The sequence below is a fragment of the Stenotrophomonas sp. C-A genome (genome assembly GCF_054030835.1).
The window spans coordinates 2,559,970-2,579,647 of the sequence record NZ_CM132916.1; the positions used below are offsets into that span (position 1 = coordinate 2,559,970).

General features: G+C 67.3%; 20 protein-coding genes. 8 read left to right on the forward strand and 12 right to left on the reverse strand.

Going from position 1 to position 19,678, the window contains the following annotated elements:
- Positions 1-187: 187 nt before the first annotated feature.
- Together ACW5IY_RS12030 and ACW5IY_RS12035 are read left to right on the forward strand one after the other, a co-directional pair.
- The gene (locus ACW5IY_RS12030; RefSeq protein ID WP_043396080.1) at positions 188-1,243 is read left to right on the forward strand and encodes a sensor histidine kinase; all 1,056 of its coding nucleotides are present in this window, start codon (positions 188-190) and stop codon (positions 1,241-1,243) included.
- Positions 1,236-1,877: a response regulator transcription factor gene (locus ACW5IY_RS12035; RefSeq protein WP_049437453.1), complete on the forward strand. Its 642-nt coding sequence runs from the start codon at positions 1,236-1,238 to the stop codon at positions 1,875-1,877. Before ACW5IY_RS12030 ends, ACW5IY_RS12035 begins: the two co-directional genes overlap by 8 nt.
- A gap of 13 nt (positions 1,878-1,890) precedes the next feature.
- Here ACW5IY_RS12035 and ACW5IY_RS12040 read toward each other — a convergent pair whose 3' ends face one another.
- The 4 genes from ACW5IY_RS12040 to ACW5IY_RS12055 form a co-directional block, all read right to left on the reverse strand.
- Positions 1,891-2,283, reverse strand: coding sequence for a DUF3224 domain-containing protein (locus tag ACW5IY_RS12040; protein ID WP_049437455.1), 393 nt, complete (start codon positions 2,281-2,283; stop codon positions 1,891-1,893).
- Positions 2,284-2,316: 33 nt separating this feature from the next.
- Positions 2,317-2,751 carry an EamA family transporter gene (locus ACW5IY_RS12045; protein ID WP_049437781.1) on the reverse strand — a complete coding sequence of 145 codons (435 nt, stop codon included), beginning with the start codon at positions 2,749-2,751 and terminating at the stop codon, positions 2,317-2,319.
- Between the two features lie 88 nt (positions 2,752-2,839).
- Entirely contained in the window at positions 2,840-4,012 is a 1,173-nt protein-coding gene (locus tag ACW5IY_RS12050) for a low temperature requirement protein A (protein WP_049437457.1), read from the reverse strand.
- 9 nt (positions 4,013-4,021) lie between these two features.
- Positions 4,022-4,288 carry a hypothetical protein gene (locus ACW5IY_RS12055; protein ID WP_043396094.1) on the reverse strand — a complete coding sequence of 89 codons (267 nt, stop codon included), beginning with the start codon at positions 4,286-4,288 and terminating at the stop codon, positions 4,022-4,024.
- Positions 4,289-4,490: 202 nt separating this feature from the next.
- On the opposite strand from ACW5IY_RS12055, the gene ACW5IY_RS12060 reads away from it, so the two are divergent.
- The 4 genes from ACW5IY_RS12060 to blaL1 all read left to right on the forward strand — a co-directional run bounded on the left by ACW5IY_RS12060 (position 4,491) and on the right by blaL1 (position 9,317).
- Entirely contained in the window at positions 4,491-5,015 is a 525-nt protein-coding gene (locus ACW5IY_RS12060) for an RNA polymerase sigma factor (protein WP_049437459.1), read from the forward strand.
- On the forward strand, positions 5,012-5,848 hold the full coding sequence (locus ACW5IY_RS12065; RefSeq protein ID WP_049437461.1) for a FecR family protein: 837 nt from the start codon (positions 5,012-5,014) through the stop codon (positions 5,846-5,848). The genes ACW5IY_RS12060 and ACW5IY_RS12065 overlap by 4 nt, the downstream gene beginning before the upstream one ends.
- A gap of 71 nt (positions 5,849-5,919) precedes the next feature.
- Positions 5,920-8,349 carry a TonB-dependent receptor gene (locus tag ACW5IY_RS12070; RefSeq protein ID WP_049437463.1) on the forward strand — a complete coding sequence of 810 codons (2,430 nt, stop codon included), beginning with the start codon at positions 5,920-5,922 and terminating at the stop codon, positions 8,347-8,349.
- Positions 8,350-8,444: 95 nt separating this feature from the next.
- Positions 8,445-9,317, forward strand: a complete 873-nt coding sequence (gene blaL1 / locus ACW5IY_RS12075) for a L1 family subclass B3 metallo-beta-lactamase (RefSeq protein WP_049437465.1) — start codon at positions 8,445-8,447, stop codon at positions 9,315-9,317.
- Positions 9,318-9,432: 115 nt separating this feature from the next.
- On the opposite strand, the gene ACW5IY_RS12080 is transcribed toward blaL1, so the two are convergent.
- Positions 9,433-9,972, reverse strand: a complete 540-nt coding sequence (locus ACW5IY_RS12080) for a DUF411 domain-containing protein (protein WP_100049915.1) — start codon at positions 9,970-9,972, stop codon at positions 9,433-9,435.
- Between the two features lie 477 nt (positions 9,973-10,449).
- Positions 10,450-12,735: an FdhF/YdeP family oxidoreductase gene (locus ACW5IY_RS12085; RefSeq protein ID WP_049437466.1), complete on the reverse strand. Its 2,286-nt coding sequence runs from the start codon at positions 12,733-12,735 to the stop codon at positions 10,450-10,452.
- 244 nt (positions 12,736-12,979) lie between these two features.
- Here ACW5IY_RS12085 and fdhD point away from each other — a divergent pair, with 244 nt between their 5' ends.
- Positions 12,980-13,819 carry a formate dehydrogenase accessory sulfurtransferase FdhD gene (gene fdhD, locus ACW5IY_RS12090; protein WP_049437467.1) on the forward strand — a complete coding sequence of 280 codons (840 nt, stop codon included), beginning with the start codon at positions 12,980-12,982 and terminating at the stop codon, positions 13,817-13,819.
- A gap of 66 nt (positions 13,820-13,885) precedes the next feature.
- Here fdhD and ACW5IY_RS12095 read toward each other — a convergent pair whose 3' ends face one another.
- Entirely contained in the window at positions 13,886-14,422 is a 537-nt protein-coding gene (locus ACW5IY_RS12095; RefSeq protein WP_010485446.1) for a carboxymuconolactone decarboxylase family protein, read from the reverse strand.
- Between the two features lie 106 nt (positions 14,423-14,528).
- Between ACW5IY_RS12095 and ACW5IY_RS12100 the strand changes: the two genes are divergently transcribed.
- Positions 14,529-15,410: an AraC family transcriptional regulator gene (locus ACW5IY_RS12100; protein ID WP_049437470.1), complete on the forward strand. Its 882-nt coding sequence runs from the start codon at positions 14,529-14,531 to the stop codon at positions 15,408-15,410.
- A gap of 94 nt (positions 15,411-15,504) precedes the next feature.
- Here ACW5IY_RS12100 and ACW5IY_RS12105 read toward each other — a convergent pair whose 3' ends face one another.
- The 5 genes from ACW5IY_RS12105 to ACW5IY_RS12125 form a co-directional block, all read right to left on the reverse strand.
- Positions 15,505-16,068 (reverse strand): TetR/AcrR family transcriptional regulator, encoded by a 564-nt coding sequence (locus tag ACW5IY_RS12105; protein ID WP_043396110.1) that lies wholly within the window; start codon positions 16,066-16,068, stop codon positions 15,505-15,507.
- A 4-nt stretch (positions 16,069-16,072) separates the two neighbouring features.
- Complete coding sequence (locus ACW5IY_RS12110) at positions 16,073-17,605, reverse strand: MFS transporter (RefSeq protein ID WP_049437472.1); 1,533 nt, start codon at positions 17,603-17,605, stop codon at positions 16,073-16,075.
- A gap of 151 nt (positions 17,606-17,756) precedes the next feature.
- Positions 17,757-18,503 (reverse strand): hypothetical protein, encoded by a 747-nt coding sequence (locus ACW5IY_RS12115; protein ID WP_049437474.1) that lies wholly within the window; start codon positions 18,501-18,503, stop codon positions 17,757-17,759.
- Positions 18,503-19,123 carry a DUF3299 domain-containing protein gene (locus ACW5IY_RS12120; RefSeq protein ID WP_049437476.1) on the reverse strand — a complete coding sequence of 207 codons (621 nt, stop codon included), beginning with the start codon at positions 19,121-19,123 and terminating at the stop codon, positions 18,503-18,505. The genes ACW5IY_RS12115 and ACW5IY_RS12120 overlap by 1 nt, the downstream gene beginning before the upstream one ends.
- On the reverse strand, positions 19,113-19,676 hold the full coding sequence (locus tag ACW5IY_RS12125; protein ID WP_049437478.1) for a DUF3299 domain-containing protein: 564 nt from the start codon (positions 19,674-19,676) through the stop codon (positions 19,113-19,115). Before ACW5IY_RS12125 ends, ACW5IY_RS12120 begins: the two co-directional genes overlap by 11 nt.
- Between the last annotated feature and the right edge of the window lie 2 nt (positions 19,677-19,678).

Genomic DNA, 19,678 nt, shown 5'->3' on the forward strand with positions numbered 1-19,678 from the left:
CGCTTTGGTGGGTGCCGACCGTTGGTCGGCACAAATCCTCACCGCCCCGCCGTTCAAGTGCTGTGCCGACCAACGGTCGGCACCTACCAGGAGCCGGCACCCACCGCGCAGGAGCACGCCGACCAAGGCCGGCATCCACCAATGCCGGCTTTGCTATCCTTTCCGCCCACGCCCGGGAGCTTCCCCGATGCCATCGCTGTCGCCCCGCCGCCCGCTGGTGCTGCTGGCCCTGATCGTCGTGATGGCGGCGATCTTCCTGATCGATACCGTCACCGATTACGCGGTCGCGGCAGCCTGCTTCTACGCAGCGGTCATCCTCGCCGCATCACGCGTGCTGAGCGCGCGCGGGCTCATCACCCTGGCCGTCGCCTGCATCGCACTCACCGGGCTGAGCTTCTTCCTGACCCGCTTCGGCACCTACCGCATCGGCCTGGTCAACTCGGTGATCGGCATGCTGGTGATCGGCATCACCACCTACCTCGCCTTGAACATGGAAGCGGCCAAGGCCGCCGTGCAGGAAGCACAGGGTCGCCTGCTGCGGGTAGCGCGCGCTTCCACCGTGGGCGAGCTCACCACCTCCATCGCCCATGAAGTGAACCAGCCGCTGGCGGCCATTGCCAGCAGTGCCGAGGCCTGCCAGCGTTGGCTGGCACAGGACCCGCCGAACGTGGACAAAGCACGCCAGACCGTGGCCCGCATCCTGGCCGACGCGCACCGTGCCGGTGACGTGATCGCCCGCATCCGCGGACTCACCCAGGGCGCGGCACCGGAACGGCGCGCCTTCGACCTGAACCAGGCGGTGGAGGAAATGCTGGCGCTGTCACGCAGTGAACTGGACCAGCACGGTGTGGCCGTGGCCCTGCTGCTGGATGCCGACCTGCCCCCGGTGCAGGCCGATCGTGTTCAGGTGCAGCAGGTGATCGGCAACCTGATCCTCAATGCGGTGGACGCAATGGAAGCCGTGCCTCCAGCCGACCGCCGCCTGTCGCTGCTGACCCGACGTGACGGTCAGCGGGTCAGTCTCAGCGTGCGCGACCGCGGCGTCGGCCTGCCCGCCGATCATCCCGAGCGTGTATTCGATGCCTTCTGGACCACCAAATCACATGGGCTCGGCCTGGGCCTCAGCCTGAGCCGTTCGATGATCGAGGCCAACGACGGCCAGATCCGCGCCGAACGGCCAGCAGGCGGCGGCGCCTGTTTCGTCTTCGACCTGCCCATCGCCACGGACGTTCAACATGCGTAAGCCCGTTGCCCCTGCCATCGACCCAGCACCCATCGTCTATGTAGTCGACGACGATCCGTCGGTGCGCGCCGCACTGGAAGACCTGCTGGCCTCAATGGGCCTGCAGGTGCGGGCGTTCACTTCCACCCAGGCCTTCCTCGAACACGAACTGGAAGATGCGCCGGCCTGCCTGGTGCTGGACGTGCGCATGCCCGGCCAGAGTGGGCTTGAATTCCATCGCACGATGGGCAGTCACGGTCTGCAGCTGCCGGTGGTGTTCATCACCGGCCACGGCGACATTGCGATGGGCGTCAACGCGATCAAGGACGGCGCCATCGAGTTCCTGACCAAGCCCTTCCGCGACCAGGAACTGCTGGATGCCATCCACAAGGGCATCGAGATCGACCGCCAGCGGCGCCGCGACGGCGAGGCACTCGGCGCGCTGCAGCTGCGCTGGGATACCCTCAATGCCGGCGAGCGCGAGGTGGTCGACGGCGTGGTACGCGGCCGCCTCAACAAGCAGATCGCCGGCGACCTCGGCGTCAGCGAGATCACGGTGAAGGTGCGCCGCGCACAGGTGATGCGCAAGATGGGCGCACGCACCCTGGTCGACCTGGTGCGGATGTATGACCGCCTGCAGGCCGGCAGCGCTTGACTCCGGGGACGGTCTATTCCGGCTCCGGCAACCCATAGACCAACCGGTAGTCGTGGCGGCCTTCACTGATGGAGATCTCCAGTGTGCCGCTTATACCGAGCAGCCCTTCACTGCCCGAATCGGGCACCACCACCACGCTCAGCTCCGGCGTCCCCCGAGTCATCAGGCCGTTGTGCTGCAAGGTGAAAGCGCCCTGACGCCCGGCCAGCGTGGCCGTTACCCGTTCCATCGCCACATAGCCCGCCGAGCCCTGCACCGGGCTGCGGAATACCAGCATCTGGCCGACACTGCTGCCCTGCAGGTCACCATGGAAGACCTTGTCGATCGACATCACCCCGATCGGACCGTCGTTGCCACCGATCGGCAGCAGGTTCACTTCAAAGGTTCCGCGCGCTTCGCCCTGCATCCTGCTCTCCCTCGTCGATGGGTTTGAACGCCGCTACTTCTTCGTCGCCAGTACGATCACCCCGGCCACCACCAGGCCGATGCCGCTCCACTCCCGCAGCGTCGGACGTTCGCCCAGCAGCAGGTAGGCCAGCACGATCACCAGCACCACACTGAATTTGTCGACCACTGCGACCTTGGCCAGCTCACCACTCTGCAGCGCGCGGAAATAGAACAGCCATGAAGCGCCGGTGGCCAGTGCCGACAGCACCAGGAACAGCTGGGTGCGGCCCGACAGCAGCAAGGGATTGGACCATTTGCCGGTGACCACCACCAGCGGCAGGATCACCGCGGCCACCACCAGGGTACGGATCGCCATGGCCAGGTCCGAGTCGACGCCCTTGACGCCAACCTTGGCGAACAGCGCGGTCAGCGCTGCGAACACGGCAGACAGTCCGGCCCACAACAACCATTGCGGCAGGTTCTGCATGAAGTGCTGCTCCCGGTTCAAAGGGGGGGGTGCCGACAACGCTACTCTCATCGCCCGCCCGCGCAAGTCCGGCAACGGCGCGTGCGGATCATGCGCGCTGCAGGCGACGCTTCAACTGCGTATCCATCAAGCCCACCGCCAGCAGCACCGCGCTGGTCAGCCAGCCAGCGGCCAGCAGATGGGTGTGCGGCAAAACCACGCCCAACACGACCAACGCCACTGCACCGACCAGATGCGAATACGGGGCGCGCCCGTACACAATGCGCTTGTACAAGGCGCTGCCAAGCAGGTAGATCAACGGCCCGGCAACCAGCACCGTAGCGTAGACCGGGGTCACCGCCGCGCCAGGATGGTCCATGACCAGATCGTTGCCGACCGCGGTGGCGATGATGCCGGCGATCAGCAGCGCATGCACGTAGTGGAAGTTGGCCCCCATCCGCCCGGGGTCCTCGGAATGGGTGATCGCCGCGGTGGCATCGCGGCTGGAAATGCCGAAATACAGCCACCACATGGCGATGGTGCCGGCGAAGGTGGCCAGCACCGCCGAGACCACATCGCCGCTCCAGTGCTCGACCTCGCTGAGCACGCCGCCAGTGGCCAACAACGTCTCACCCAGGGCGACGATGACGAACAGCTGGCAACGCTCGGCCAGGTGCCCGCCTTCGATGGTCCACTCGCGGGTGTGCGAACGGCCCAACTCCGGAAACGCGAAACCGAACATCGGCGAGATGTACTCGCAGGCCACCGCCACCGCCCACAACGCCAGGCGCAGATTGCCCTCGGCTGCAGCGCCGGCCAGCCAGAAGCAGGCCGACACGCTCACCCACGCCAACATGCGGCGGAAATTGGGCGCCAGCGGATGGTTGCGCCCGACCTCCAGCAGCACGAACACCGTGCGCCCGACCTGCATGGTGGCGTAGGCCCCCGCGAAGACCCAGGCGCGTTCAGCGAAGGCCTCGGGAATGGACGAGGACATCAGCAACGCCAGCAGCATGGTGACGAACAACAGGCTGCGGATGCGTGGCGCCTCCGGATCGAACCAGTTGCTGACCCAGCAGGCGTACTGCCAGCCCAGCCAGACCGCGAACCACAGCACCAGCGTCTGCATGACGCCGGCCAGGTCCAGGTGATGCAGCAGATGGTGGCTGAGCTGGGTAACCGCAAACACGTAGACGAGGTCGAAGAACAGCTCTTCGTAGGTCACGCGGGCGTGGTGGCCATCGCGCTGGCGCAGGGCAGGCAGTCGCAGTCGTGTGCTCATGGCCGTCCTTCAGCGCGCCAGGCGCCAGTACAGCAGAGCGGCCAGCAAGGCCGGCACGGCGAACACCAGCAGCAGGATCGGCAGCTCCTCCCGGACGGCGTAGCCGGCCCTGCTCACGCCCACCCACATGTTGGCCACCGTCACCAGCAGCCAGGTGGCGATGAACGCGATCAGGGCCGTGGGCAGCTGTGACTGGCCTACGCTCCACAGCCGCCCGAAGAGCAGGAACACCCCCAACAACAGCACCCCACCCACCATCACCAGAAGCACGTGCATGGTCCATCTCCTTGAGCCTGCTGGCAGGCTAGCCGCGGCCGATTCTGCGCTCCAGCCGATGATCGTGGTTTCACTTTCCAGCCTCGCCGAACAATCCCGATCCCCGAACCACATAGCAAACGCGAACGGTTCCCATTAGTATTGCGTCATCGCGCAGGGATGCCCTCCCCGTGCCCGCCCTTTGTCCTTGCTTCCGGTCCGGATGTCCCAGCTGCCTTCCCCACACCCTCCTGCGCTGCCGCTGGTGTCCTCGCTGGTGCGCCACTACGAGGAACTGGTGGAGTACCTGCGCTGTCGTTTCCGTTCGCCAGGGCTGGCCCGTGAAGTGGTGCACGACGTCTGCGTGCGGCTGCTCGAACGCCCGGCCGCCTACGATGCACGGCAACCCATCGCGCTGCTGCGGCGCATCGCCCACGATGCCGCGGTGGACCGCTGCCGCGCCGAGGATCTGCGCCGGCACTGGGTGGAGGCGCGCGCCGAACTGCCCGATGACGCCTGCCAACGCCCAGGCCCCGAGCAGCAGGTGCAGGGACAGCAGGCGTTGCAGCGCCTGAGCGCGACCATCGAGCGCATGCCCTGCCGGCGCCAGCAGGTCTTCATCCTGCACAAGATCCATGAGCTGCCGCAGGCCGACGTCGCGCAGCGCATGGGCATCGGCCTGAAGGCGGTTGAGCGCCACCTGCGGCTGGCCATGGCCGATTGCCGCCAGCAGGGAGCACTGCAATGAGCAATACACCTGCACCACCGCCGCCGCCCGAGGCCCCCACTACCGACCAGGTCCTGGACCAGCATCGGGACGCCCTGAAGCAACGCTTCCCGCTGCCGGGCCCGGAAACGCTGCGCCGCCGCGGTGGCGGCGCGAAGCGGGTACTACCCGTGTTGCTGGTGCTGGCCGGTGCCGTGTTCATGGCCGACCCGGCCTGGCAGGTCCACGACTACCAGACCGGCGTCGGCGAACGCCGTGAACTCGTCCTGGCCGACGGCAGTCGGGTACAGCTGGATGCAGGCACCCGCGTGCAGGTGCGCCGCCATCTGCGCTCCCGGCAGGTGCTGCTGGAACAAGGGCGGGCACGCTTCGAGGTGCAGCACTCGGCCTGGCGGCGCTTCGAGGTGGATGCCGGCCCGGTCCACGTGCGCAACTACGGCACGGTGTTCGACGTCGATCGCCAGGGTGAACTGAGCGAGGTGACACTGTGGCGCGGCGAGGTTGGCGTACGCGTCGACGAGGGCAACAGCGAACAGCGACTGAAGCCAGGGCAGCGCCTGCTGGCCCAGCGCGGTTCGCTGTCACCTCCGGAAGCCATCGATCCAGAGCAGGCGGACTGGACCACCGGACGCCTGCAGTTCGACCGCATGCCACTGAGCGAGGTCCTGCGCATCCTGCAGCGCTATCACGACCGTCCCATCGTGCTGGACGACCCAACGCTGGGGCCCCTGCAGGTGTCGGGCGTGTTCGATGCCGACCGCGCCGAGACCGTACTCGCGCTGCTGCCCGAGATCCTGCCGGTGCAGGTGCATGCCGGCACCGATGGCAGCCTGCATCTGCGCGCCCGCGATTGAATGCCACACCGAGGGTGGGTTGCGCGCCGTCCCATCCGGCAGGTGCTTGAACTCTTCCGAAGGACCCCCGCATGACCCGCCCTGTTCCGCCTGCCACCCTATGCCGGCTGGCCCCCACCCTGCTCGCTGCCTGCCTGTGTGCAGCCCTGCCCGCCACGGCGCAGACCGCTGCGTCCGCACCCATCGAGCTGCATCTGCCGGCCGGCCCGTTGCAGGCGTCGCTCAACTCGCTGGCGCGGCAGAGTGGCATCCAGCTGCTGTTCGCGGCCGACAGCGTAGGCGGCCGCAGCGCCCAGGCGGTTGATGGCCGCTACACCCCGCGCGAGGCCCTGCAGCAACTGTTGGCCGGGCAAGGCCTGGCCCTGCAGGAACGTTCGCCGGGCGTGTTCGTGGTCAGTGCTGCGCCAGCGCCGGCCACGCCGCGCACCTCGGCCCGCGCCGCGTCATCGGCGCCGGCATCAGCCGCGACGACGTCGCTGGCCCGCGTCACGGTATCGGCCTCGACCGCGCGCATGCCGCAGGGCGAGACCGCCATGCCCAATACCATCACGGTGCTGACCCGCGAGGACATCGCCCAGCAGCTGGCGCTGGGTTCGGATGTATCGCGGGTGCTGTCGTCACAGATCCCGGCGTTTGCCCCGGCACGCGAGAAGATGTCCAACTACGGGGAAACCATGCGTGGCCGCGGCATCCTGTACATGGTCGACGGCGTGCCGCAGTCGACGCCGCTGCGCGATGGCTCGCGTGATTCGCACACCATCGACCCGGCGATGATCGAGCGCATCGAGGTCATCCACGGCGCCAACGCGCTGCAGGGCATCGGCGGTACCGGTGGCATCGTCAACATCATCACCCGCAGCGCGCCCAGCGAGCCGGGTGCGTTCGTGCTCGACACCAATGTCAGCTACAACTCCGCCATGCCCAGCCGCCACGATGACAATGGCCAGCGCGGCTCGGCCCTGGTGGGCGTGCGTGGCGAGCAGTTCGACCTGGTCGCCGGCCTGGCCTATGAGAAGCAGGGCCTGTACCACGACGGCGAGGGCCGATCGATCGGCACCAACGCGCAGGGCGAGCTGATGGACTCGACCTCATCGAACGTCTTTGCCAAGCTGGGCTGGAACATTGCCGAAGGCCACCGCCTGCAGGTGATGGCCAACCGCTACGAACTGCGCGGGCTGGACAATTACCTGGCCATCAACGGTGACTACCGGACCGGTCGCCCGACCATTTCGGTCCCCGGCGATACGCCGCTCGATCCACCGATGAACCGCTCGCGTTCGCTGACGGTGGACTACAGCGCCGCCGACCTGCTCGGTGGCCGTTTCCAGGCACAGGCCTTCGCGGTGGATTTCGAAGGCCGCTATGGCGCCAGCCAGTGGGACCCGTGGGGCAACACCGGCGCCAATGCCGCCTGGGACCAGACCCAGAACGAATCGGACAAGCGCGGCTTCAAGCTGACCCAGAGCTGGACCCGCATCGCCGACACCACGCTGGACGTGACCCTGGGCCTGGACGGCCTGCGTGACCGCACCCACCAGGTGCTGCTGGCCAGCGGCATGAACTGGGTACCGCAGACCACCTACCAGAGCCTGTCGCCGCTGCTGCAGCTGCACTGGTGGCCAACCGATCACCTGATGCTGTCCGGCGGCCTGCGCTACGAAAAGGGCGAGCTGGAGGTGGGTGACTACACCACCCTGCCCCGTTACGGCGCACGCAAGGTGGCCGGTGGCAAACCGACCATGAGCGAGACCCTGCCCAACTTCGGCGCGGTCTGGTACATCAACGATCGCCTGAACGCCTATGCCTCGTACTCGGAGGGCTACACCGTGGCCGACGTCGGCCGCGTGCTGCGCGCGATCAACCGCGACGGCCAGCGCGTCGATAGCCTCATCGACCTGTCACCGGTGGTGTCGGACAACCGCGAGATCGGCCTGGAGTACGACGATGGCCGCTTCAGCGGTGACATTGCCTACTACACCTCCGAATCCAAGCTCGGCTCGGTGCTGATCTACGATCCGGGCATCGATGCCTATGCGGTGCAGCGTCAGGCCACCCGCGTGGAAGGCTTTGAAAGCAACCTGCGCCTGCGGTTGGGCGACAGCCGGCTTGGCTTGGGCTATGCGCGCGCCAACGGCCGCTACGATGCCGACGTTGACGGCCGCCTCGACAGCGACCTGGCTGGTGTGAACATCGCACCGAACCGGCTGACCGCGTTCTGGGAACAGAGCTGGACGCCGCAGCTCAGCACCCGCCTGCAGGCCAGCCATGCCTTCGACCGCGACTTCGACCTGCGTGGCACGCAGGTGGCGGAGTTCAAGGGTTACACCACTCTGGATCTGGTCGCGCGCTATACGCTGGACATGCATGCCTTCACGCTGGGCGTGCAGAACCTGGCGGACAAGCAGTACATCAGCTACTACTCGCAGACCACGCCATCGAACCCGAGCTATTTCTCCGGCCGCGGCCGGGTGCTGACGCTGGGGTGGCAGTACCGGTACTGATCCATGGCGCCCTTATGGGAGCCATGAAATCTATGCGAGACGCGATGAAGGAGGCCCATGCTAGTTTCTGGGCCTCCTTCAAATGGACGTGAACCATGCGTTGTTCCCTGCTCGCCTTCGCCCTGGCCGCTGTTCTTCCGGTCGCGCACGCCAGTGCCGCCGAGGCACCACTGCCGCAGCTGCGGGCCTACACCGTGGATGCGTCCTGGCTGCAGCCGATGGAGCCGCTACAGATCGCCGACCACACCTGGCAGATCGGTACCTGGAACCTGACCGCGCTGCTGGTGCAGACCGCCGAGGGCGCAGTACTGCTGGACGGCGGCATGCCACAGATGGCCGGCCACCTGCTGGACAACATGAAGTTGCGCGGCGTGGCCCCGCAGGACCTGCAACTGATCCTGCTCAGCCATGCGCATGCCGACCACGCCGGCCCGGTGGCCGAGCTCAAGCGTCGCACCAGCGCGCACGTGATGGCCAACGCCGAATCGGCTGTGCTGCTGGCGCGCGGCGGCAGCAACGACCTGCACTTTGGCGACGGCATCACCTATCCGCCCACCAGCGCCGACCGCATCATCATGGATGGCGAAGTGGTCACGGTGGGCGGCATCGAATTCACCGCGCACTTCATGCCGGGGCACACCCCGGGCAGCACCGCCTGGACCTGGACTGACACCCGCGATGGCAAGCCGGTGCGCATCGCATACGCCGACAGCCTGAGTGCACCGGGGTATCAGTTGAAGGGCAACCCGCGTTATCCGCGCCTGATCGAGGACTACAAGCGCAGCTTCACCACCGTGCGTGGCCTGCCCTGCGACCTGCTGCTGACCCCGCACCCTGGCGCCAGCAACTGGAACTATGCCGCCGGCAGCAAGGCCGGCGCCAAGGCACTGACCTGCAGCGCCTACGCGGATGCGGCCGAGAAGACGTTCGACGCGCAGTTGGCCAAGGAATCTGCGGCACACCGCTGATCCTGTAGAGCCGAGCCCATGCTCGGCTTGCTGGCAGAAAGCAGCCGAGCATGGGCTCGGCTCTACAGAGAGCGCATCGAAGGGTGCCGGTCAGAACGACCGGCACCTCCGCCTGTCAGCCCCCCTGCCCGTGCTGGGCGTACGGCTCGGTGCTGCCATCGGTACGTACCAGCTCAACGGTATACGGCTGCACGTAGCCATCCGGCATTTCCATGCCCGGCGAACCGGCCGGCATGCCCGGCAACACCAGGCCGCGCGCTGCGGGCCGCTCGGCCAGCAGTCGCTTGATGTCCTCGGCCGGGATGTGGCCTTCAACCACGTAACCACCGATCTCGGCGGTGTGGCAGGACGCCTTGCCGACCGGTACACCCAGGCGGACCTTGATCGGGTTCATGTCGTCGGTGTCGCGCACATCCACCTGGAAGCCTTCGGCCTTCAGGTGATCGACCCAGATACCGCAGCAGCCACAGCTGGCAGTCTTGTGCACGATGGCGATGGGCAGTGCAGGATCCACCTGCGACGGACCGGCCATGATCGGTGCCGCGGGGGCTTCGCTGGCAACCGGCGTGGCGGCGGATTCTTCGGCGGCACGCGCGCAGGCGGTGGTGACCAGCACGGTGCCCAGCAGCAGGCCGAGGGAGAGAGAACGGTTCATGGTGTTGATTCCTTTGCAGATGCGGGCAACGCGGCCCGCTGCCTGCGCATCAAAGGCACAGGTAGAGTCGAGAATGAGTCGAGCAGCTATGGCAGGTACTTGAGGCCTGCAGGGAATCACACGATGGGAGGTCGTAGCGGATCCGGCAACGGCGGCGGTGCGCGTTGCTGGGCGCTGGCTGGCAAAGGCGCCTCACGCCATGGCGAGGCGGGCGTTCTGCTCAGGGAGGCGAGCATGCCGAGGCTGGCCGGCGGGCATTCGCACTCATTGCTCTGGCAGACCGTTGATGCTGCATCGTCGCAGCATCCGGCCATGGCCGCCGAATGCGGTGCAACGCAATGGTCCTGGCTGGCCGGGCCGCTGTACGAAGACGCGGCGAGCGCCAGCGCCGGTGCATTCAGCACCAGGGCGACAAGCAGCATCCATCGCAGCAGCAGGCCAGGCAGGTTCACACGCCGATGATAGCCGATGCGCGCGCTACGCAATCGCCGCGGCCATCGCCCGCACCCGCACCGGGATCGACTTGGCCGCCGGCGTGCCGCTGATCCGGTCGTAGTAGTCCAGCGGAAGCAAGGGGTTCAGTTCGGGGTAGTAGCCGGCCAGCGCGCCGCGCGGCATCGGGTAGTCCAGCACGGTCAGGCCCTCGATGCGCCGCTGCACGCCATCGCCGCTGATCGTCTCCAGGCTGACCCGCGCTTCCTTGTCCAGCCCGCGCGCCAGCCGGTCCTCGATGTTCATGAACAGCACCATGCGATCGTTGTACACGCCGCGATAGCGGTCGTTGTAGCTGTAGATGGTGGTGTTGTACTGATCGTGCGAGCGCACCGTGGCCAGCCGCAGCATTCCGGGATCGTCCACCGGCGCATCCACGTCCAGGCCTGGCATCACCAGGATGTTGGCCTTGCCATTGGGCGTGGGCCAGACGCGGCGGCGCGGCGGAATGTCCAGGTGGAAGCCATGCGGCTGCTGGATGCGCTCGTTGAAACCGGTGTAGATCTCCGGGTACACGGCCGCGATCAGCTCACGGATGGGTGCGTAATCGTGCATGCAGCCTGCCCAGTCGACCTTGCTGTGCGGCAGCGCGGCCATCGCCATGCGGCAGACGATCTCGACCTCGGGCAACACATCGGCGCTGACCGGCTCGAGCACGCCGCGCGAGGCGGTCACATTGGACATCGCGTCCTCGATGGTGACGAACTGCTCGCCTGCCCGCGTAACGATGCGCTCCGAGCGCGCCACCACCGGCAGGATCAGCGCATCGCGGCCATGAACAAGATGGCCGCGGTTGAGCTTGGTGGCGATGCCCACGGTCAGGTCCAGCCCACGCATCGCCTCGTACGCGCGCGGCGTATCGGGCACCGCATGGATGAAGTTGCCACCCAGGCCGATGAACACCTTGGCGCTGCCATCCAGCATCGCCTCGATGGATTCGACCACATGATGGCCATGCTCGCGCGGCGGGTCGAAGCCGAACACCTGCTGCACGCGGTCCAGATAGGCCGGCTTGGGCTTCTCGTCGATGCCGACGGTGCGGTCGCCCTGCACATTGGAATGGCCACGGATCGGCCCGATGCCAGCACCGGGCTTGCCGAAGTTGCCACGCAGCAACAGCAGGTTGGCGACCTGCTGCAGCAGGCGCGAGCCGTACTGGTGCTGGGTCAATCCCATGCCGTAGCAGATCACGGTGGCCTTGGAGCGGATGTAGATCTCCGCACAGCGTCGGATCTGCGCCTGCGAAATGCCGGACACCTGCACGATCTCGTCCCAGTCCTGCGCCATCACGTCTTCGCGAAGCGCCTCCAGCCCCACCGTGTGTTCTGACAGGAAATCATGGTCGAGCACGCGCTCGCCCTGCGCCTCGCGCTCGAACATCACCTTCATCATGCCCTTGATCAGGGCCAGGTCGCCGCCGATACGGATGTGCACGAACTCGCTGGTGATTTCGGTCGAACCGAACGTGGCCATCTGCACCATGTCCTGCGGTTCGGCAAAGCGGATCAGCGCACGCTCGGGCATCGGGTTGACCGCCACGATCGGGATGCCGCGTTTGCGCGCCTCGACCAGGTTGCTCATCATCCGCGGCGAATTGGTGCCGGTGTTCTGGCCGACCACGAAGATCGCCTCGGCGTGCTCGAAATCCTGCAGCACGATCGTGCCCTTGCCCACCCCGATGGCCGGCGGCAGGCCACGACTGGTCGGCTCGTGGCACATGTTCGAGCAGTCCGGGAAGTTGTTGGTGCCGAACTCGCGCACGAAGATCGAATACAGGAACGCGGCTTCGTTGGGTGTGCGTCCGGACGTGTAGAACTCGGCCTGGTGCGGGCTGTCCAGCGCCTGCAGGTGGCGGCCGATCAGCGCGAAGGCCTCGTCCCAGCTGCACGGCACATAGTGGTCGGTCGCCGCGTCGTAGCGCATCGGCTCGGTCAGCCGGCCCTGCATCTCCAGCCAGTAGTCGGTCTGCGCCATCAGCTCGGTCACGGTGTGCTGGGCGAACAGCTCACGACCGGCACGGAACTGCGTGGCTTCCCAGGCCAGCGCCTTCGCGCCGTTCTCGCAGAACTCGAGCTTCTTGCGTTCGTCGGCGTCGGGAAACGCGCAGCTGGGGCACTTGAAGCCGCCCGGCTGGTTCATCGCCAGCAGCGCCTTCGACCCCTTGCCGATCACGCTCTGCTGCAGCAGCACCTTGGCGGTGGCGCCGGCGGCACCCCACCCACCGGCGGGCTGGTTGTAGGGCTTGTAACGCGGCGGCTTCTGCTCGGACATGTTCGGGAACCTGGCGGGAGGAACGCAGCAACAATCGGCACAACGCGGTCCGGCGGCGCGTTCGAACGCACGGCCAGCCCCACAGTCAAACACGGCCTGCGTGGCTTCGCCAGTGGGTGCACGCTGTTTTCAGCGCAGCCTGCCATGACAACGGTTACACCCGCGTCAGCGCGTGGCCACTGCGCTATTCTCGATGCAGCGGGTGGTCCACCACCTGCATATCTCCCTTGTCCGGACGCGCTGCATGCCTGATTCGCCTCCATCGCACACCCCGCCTGCCGGCACGGCCCAGCGCCCGTTGCAGCGCTGGCGCAGCGAGGGGCAACAGCCGCTGGTCGATGTGGTTGCCGAAGAAGTGCCGGTGGCGCTGCGTTACAACGGCGCCGCCTTCGCAGTGATGATGGCCACGCCCTGCGACCTGGAGGACTTCGCGCTGGGGTTCTCGCTCAGCGAGGGATTGATCGCTACGCCTGCCCAATTGCTGGCCATCGAGGTACGACCGCAACTGGAAGGCATCGAGCTGCAGATGACCGTGACCGAGGATGCACCCGGTGCCGACCTGGATCCGGCCAACGGGCGCCTGCTGCCCGGCCGCGGTGGCTGCGGCCTGTGCGGCACGCGTCAGCTGGAGGAAGTGCTGCGGCCGCTGCCCGAGGTGCGCGAACGGCGAACCTACCCGCCAGCAGCCCTGCAACGGGCGCTGGCCACGCTGGTGCAGCATCAGCCGATGAATGCGGTGAGCGGCTCCACCCACGCCGCCGCCTGGGCCGATGCCAGCGGCCGCATCGGCTGGGTGCGCGAGGACGTCGGTCGCCACAATGCGCTGGACAAGTTGATCGGCGCACTGCATCACAATGAACACACGATCGAGGGGGGGCTGCTGGTGATTTCCAGCCGCGCCAGCTACGAAATGGTCAGCAAAGCCGTACGGGCCGGCGTCAGCGTACTGGCTGCTGTCTCGGCACCGACCGCGCTGGCGATCGACCTTGCCCGTAGTGCAGGCCTGTGCCTGGTCGGGTTCGCGCGGGAGAGCGGATTCAATGTCTATACGCACCCCGAGCGACTGCGGGCAGACGACAGGTAGAGCCGCACCACGCCGCCTGCCCCTTCCTACCGGCCCGGGCGGCCCACTGCCCGGGCCGAACCGCTCTCAGCGCAGCGCCACCTTCGGGAAGTCCACCGGCACGTCGAACGCTACGTTTACGTAGTTCGTGAACAGGTTGAGCGCTACGTGGGCGAGGATCTCAACGATCTGCTCATCGTCGAAGCCGGCCGCACGCAGCGCCTGCACATCGCCATCGGTGACCTGCGCACGCTGCTCGACTACCTTCAGCGCGAAGCTCAGGGCAGCGGCGGTAGCCGGGTCACTGGACTGACCGATCTGTGCAGCGGCCATCTGCTCGCTGCTGGCACCCGCCTTGCGGCCCAGCGCGGTGTGTGCGGCCAGGCAATACTCGCAGGCATTGCGGTTGGCAATGGCCACGGCGATCTGCTCGCCCAGCAGCGGCGACAGGCGACCGCCGCCCAGCGCGCCGAACGAACCCCACATGCTCTGCAGGGCGGCTGGCGAGTTGGCCACGGCGCGGAACATGGCCGGGGTGGCGCCGAAGGCAGCGTGGACCTGACCCAGCAGGGCCTGGCGGTCGGCGGTGGTGTTGGCGGCATCGATCAGGGGGACACGGGACATGGTGGATCTCCTTGGGAAAGCGCCCGGGATTGGACGACCCGCTCATCCTAGGTAGACTCGCTGGACGCTTCAGGCAAAATCAGCCACACATGTTGTCCATTCATCCATGAGCACGCCCACCGACACCTCCCCACCCGACCGTCTCTCCTCCCTGCTGGAGCGCTTCCGGGTGCAGGCCGCGCTGTTCCACAGCGGTCCGCTGTGCGGGCGCCATGTCTTCGAGCCGCAGCCCGGTCGTGCCTTCCTGCACATCCTGCGCCAGGGTGAAATGGAGGTCCGTCATCCCGACGGCGATATCGCGCTGCCCCGGTTGAAGATCGACACACCCAGCCTGCTGCTGTATCCGCAGCCGCTGCACCATGTGTTCTTCAATGCACCGCTGGATGGTCCGGATTTCACCTGCGCCACGCTGGATTTCGATGGCGGCGCGCGCAATCCGATCGTGCAGTCACTGCCACCGGTGATGGTGGTGCCACTGGCCGCGATCGGCGAACTGGATGACACCCTGCACCTGCTGTTCGCCGAGGCCGATCGCCAGCGCTGCGGTTCCCGGTTGCTGACCAACCGCCTGTTCGAGGTGGCACTGATCCAGATCCTGCGCTGGGTGGTGGACCACCCGGATACGGCCGGAGTCAGCCATGGGTTGATGCGGGGGCTGTCCGACGCACGGCTGGCCCGTACGCTGGTGGCGATGCACCAGGCGCCGCAGGACGAGTGGACGCTGCCGCGCATGGCCGCGACTGCCGGCATGTCGCGCAGCGCGTTCGCGGCCGTGTTCAAGGACGTGATGCAGGCCACGCCGGCCAGCTACCTGCTGGACTGGCGGCTGAGCCTGGCCTGCGCGCAACTGCGGGCCGGCGTAGCGGTCAAGCAGGTGGCGATCGAGGTGGGGTTTGCCGATACCGCCTCGCTGTCGAAGGCGTTCCGAAAGCGGCTGGGGGCCTCGCCGCGGGCGTGGTTGGCCGCGAGCGCAGCGCAGGCTGGGTAAATGGGTAAGGGGTAGAGTCGACCGCGGGTCAGCTATCGCGCGAAGCGCGGGGTTTTCGTTGCCTGACCGAAGAGCAGTCGAGCATGGCTCGACGCTACAAGTGCGGTGACCCATCAGACTTCGCCAACAGCCCGGCGATGCGCTCGGCAACCTGGGCACGTACGCCTTCATCCAGCTGCCCTTCGTACATCGCCTCGTAGATCCACAGGCCATCGGCCGCCAACCGCGCCACGAAATTGTCGAGCGCCGCGCTGTCTTCCCCTGTACCCGCCTCCGGCGGCAGCGGTGCCCAGCGACGCACCGCCGGTCCCCACGGGCGCTCTTCGGCGTCCGGGTCGGCCGATTCGAGCATGAACATCAGTTCGGCACGGGTGGCGCTCTGCGCCGAGACACGCACGAAGGTCTGGTAGCGCTCCAGTGCTGTCGCTTCATCCGCGCGCTTGCCCAGCAGCGTTTCCATCGACGTTTCCCATGCCTGCACCAGGTGCTCGTCGATGCCGCGCAACAGCGCCTCGCGCGACGGGAAGTGGTACAGCAGGCCGCCACGGGTCAGCTTGGCCTCGGCCGCCACCGACTCGAAGGTCACCGCGCGCACGCCGTCACGATTGATCACGTTGACGGCGGCGTCGAGGATGCGATCGCGCTTGCTGGTTCTCATCGCTTCATTTTACGCGATCGGCCGCGCCCTCGCGGCTGCCGACGCGGCCGCGCAGCAGGCGCGCGATGATCGCCGCACCCATCACCAGCACCACAGTGATCACCAGCAGCACGATCTGGTAGCCGCGGTCATACGCCGCCGCAGCCAGCACGAACCACTCGCCCTGCCCGCTCTCGCGCGCGACATGCAGCGCCTGGGTGAAACCCTCACGGGCAAGCGCGGGCATATCGGCCGAGACCGGCAGGAACGCGCTGTACATCGCGGCACTCAGGCTGCCCAGCATCGCCACCGCCAGCAGGCCACCGAACTCATAGGACACTTCTTCCACCGACGAGGCCATGCCCGCACGGTGCGCCGGCACGTTGTTGAGGATGGCAGTGGACGCCACCGAGATGGCCGAACCCATGCCGAAGCCGGTGATGGCCATACCCGCGACCACCCAACCGAGGCCGTGCGGGAAACCAAAGGCCACCACGCCGACACCCAACGCGCCTGCGGCCAGGCCACCGCAGATCAGCGGGCGTAGGCCCACCCGGTGCAGGATGCTGCCGCCCAGCAGCGCACTGGGCAGGCTGCCCAGCGCCGCCACCGATACCAGCAGGCCCGCCTGCAGCGGCGTGAAACCCGCCACCAGCTGGAAGCGCTGGGTGGTGACCAACTGCAGGCCTGCCATCGCGAACAGGGTGAACACCGCCGACAGCGTGCCGGCCAGGAACGCCGGGTTGCGGAAGATCGCGAAGTCCAGCAGCGGGTACGGCAGCTGCTGCTGGCGGCGTGCGAACGCCGCGCCGCTGACGACGGCCAGCAGCAGCGCGCCTGCGCCCAGCGCATACGACGGCGGCGTAGCGATCAACGACTTGATCGCCAGCACCAGGCCGGACAGTGCAGCCAGTGCCAGCACTGACGACACCAGGTCCCATGGCCGCGAGGTGTCGCGCTGTCCTTCCGGCGCCAGCAGCAGCGTGGCCACGAACGCGACCACCACCACCGGCACGTTGATCAGGAACACCGAGCCCCACCAGAAGTGCTGCAGCAGCCAGCCGCCAATGATCGGGCCGAGCGCCGCACCGACGATGGCCACCGAACCCCAGATCGCGATGGCGATGTTGCGTTCGCGTTCTTCGTGGAAGCTCAGTCCGATCAACGCCAACGTGGCCGGCATCATCGCTGCGGCACCGATCGCCAGGAATGCACGCGCGGCAATCAGCTGCGTTGCGGTGTCAGCGAACGCCGCTGCCAGCGAGGCGACGCCGAACACCACCAGGCCGATCAGGAACATGCGCCGGTGTCCGATGCGGTCGCCCAGCGTGCCCGCACCCAGCAGCAGGCCGGCCATCACCAGCGGATAGGCGTTGATGATCCACAGCGCCTGGCCGGCACTGGCCGAGAGTTCCTCGGTCAGGGTGGGCAGCGCGGTGTAGAGCACGGAGTTGTCGAGCGTGACCAGCAGCAGGCCAGCGGCGACGGTGAACAACAGTGCCCAGCGACGGGCACGCGACAGGGCCGGCGCACCGGCCAAGGGCTGGGACAAAGCCATGGGAGAACCTGATCGGGGGTGGAATACGGCCATAACTATACAGGATGTCCTGTATAGTTATGAAAACAGCGTCACTAATTCAGATTGGGGCCCGGGCAATGTTCATGTTGTCGTGTCCCTCATGCCGGGTCGTGGCCGGTGTCAGGGATCATCACCGGCAGTCTTCCGGCAGCGCGGCAATCGCCGATACCACCGCCGCCTGCATGCCCTGCCCCACGGCCATGTCCAGCTCCCCACCAGTCCCCCCATGCTGGCGCCGCAGCTCGTCTTCGCATACCCCGCGCACCCGCGCCCGGGCATTCGCGCGCAGGCTGCTGCACCGCCAGTCGGTACCACCCAGCGGCAGCACCGAATACACCACGCTGTTGCAGGCGTTGCCAGCGCGCTGCTGCAGCGACAGTCCACCGAAATCCCGGGGTTCACTGCTGCGCTGCGGGTCGAAGTAGCTGTCGGGGAAGGTGCGCGCGTACTGTTCGATGTCCACCGCCATGCTGCGCTCACCGGCCAACGGCATCTGCAGCGGCTGGCCGCACTGAGTGGCATCGGCCCGATGCTGGATGTACTGGTAGATCGGCCGATCCAGCGATGGGTCCTGCTGGGTCACCGCGCTGACTGCCGCCAGCACCGGCAGCGATGCACGATTGGCCATGCGCGCCAGCAGCCCGGCCTGCGCCGGCTGGCAGCGGTCGCGCAATGTTGCTGCGAGCAGGAAGAGCACGTCGTTGCGAAACGTGTGGTCATCGGCCAGGCGCTGTTCGATACGCTGGCTGGCATCGGACGCCGGTGCCGGAAACGCGACCGCCGGCGGCGCGGTGGGTGCGCGCTGCCGCTGCCACCACACCAGCAGCACCACCGCGCCCAGCAGCACCCCGGCAGCCATGAGCCAGCGCCTGCGCATCAGTTGCGGATCGCCGTCAGCGTCGCCGCCGCAGCATCGTAGGACGCGCTGGCGATGTCCGCGTCGAAACGCTTCACCTGCAGGCGGCCGGCAAGCCGGTACGGATCCCACAGATCGCCCAGCGCAATCGGCGTCGCCAGGGTCACATGGATGATCTGGTTCGGCGGCGGCGGCGGCACGTGGATGCACGCGCCATAGAACGGTACGAACAGCAGTTCATCGACCAGGCCGGCATCGTTGGTGCCGAGCGGCACCACGTAGCCATCCAGGTCCACCGCGCGCCCGTCGACAGCGTCGACCACGCGCGAGGAGCCGAACTGCTTGGCGCGGTCCGGGCTGGAATGGTCGATCTCCAGCCCCGGTGGCGTGCCCGAGCCGGTGTCGTCGATCAGGCCGCCCACGCCCTCCATGCCATTGCGTGACAGGCCAATCTGCGGGGGTGGGCGCTGGTAGGTCACTTCGTCGGGCCGCAACGCGTCCCAACGGTCGATGGGGGCTTCGGCCGTGGCGGAGGGCGTCGGCTTGTCCTGTGGCCCGACCACCAAGGCATCGCCGCCCGGCGCCGTACAGCCTGCCAACCACAGGCATCCCAACGTCAGCAACAGGTGACTACGGTTCATAGGGCCTCAGCTCTGCGTCACGCATGGTGTAGGCCGAACCGGCCAGATCGTCATCCAACCGTTCGGCGCGCAGGGTGCCCGCCAGGAAGAACGGCGAGTACATGTCCGGCATCTCGATCGGGCGCGGCAGCACCACGTGCACGATCTGGTTCGGTGGTGGTGGTGGCACGTGGATGCAGGCGCCGTAGTACGGCACGAACAGGAATTCGGTCAGCCGCCCGTCCTGCGCGTTGGCCAGTGGTACCACGTAGCCCGGCAGGCGCACCGGCCGCTGCAGGACCGTGTCCACCGTGCGGAAGGTGCCGAACTGCGGCATGCGCCGGTTGCCGTTGTGCTCGACCTCCGGGCCCTCGCCCCGCTCCAGTGCGGCCAGCTCGTCCTTCGGCATCATCTGCAACCAGTCCAGCTCCTGCTCCTGCTCCTGCTCCGCAGCGTCTGCAGGATCATCGCGGTCGACCACCGGCGAGGGCGGCAAGGCCTGCACGCCGGTATCCACCGGCCGCTCACAGGCGGCCAGTGCCAGCACCATCGGCAGCCACAGCATCCATCGCATGC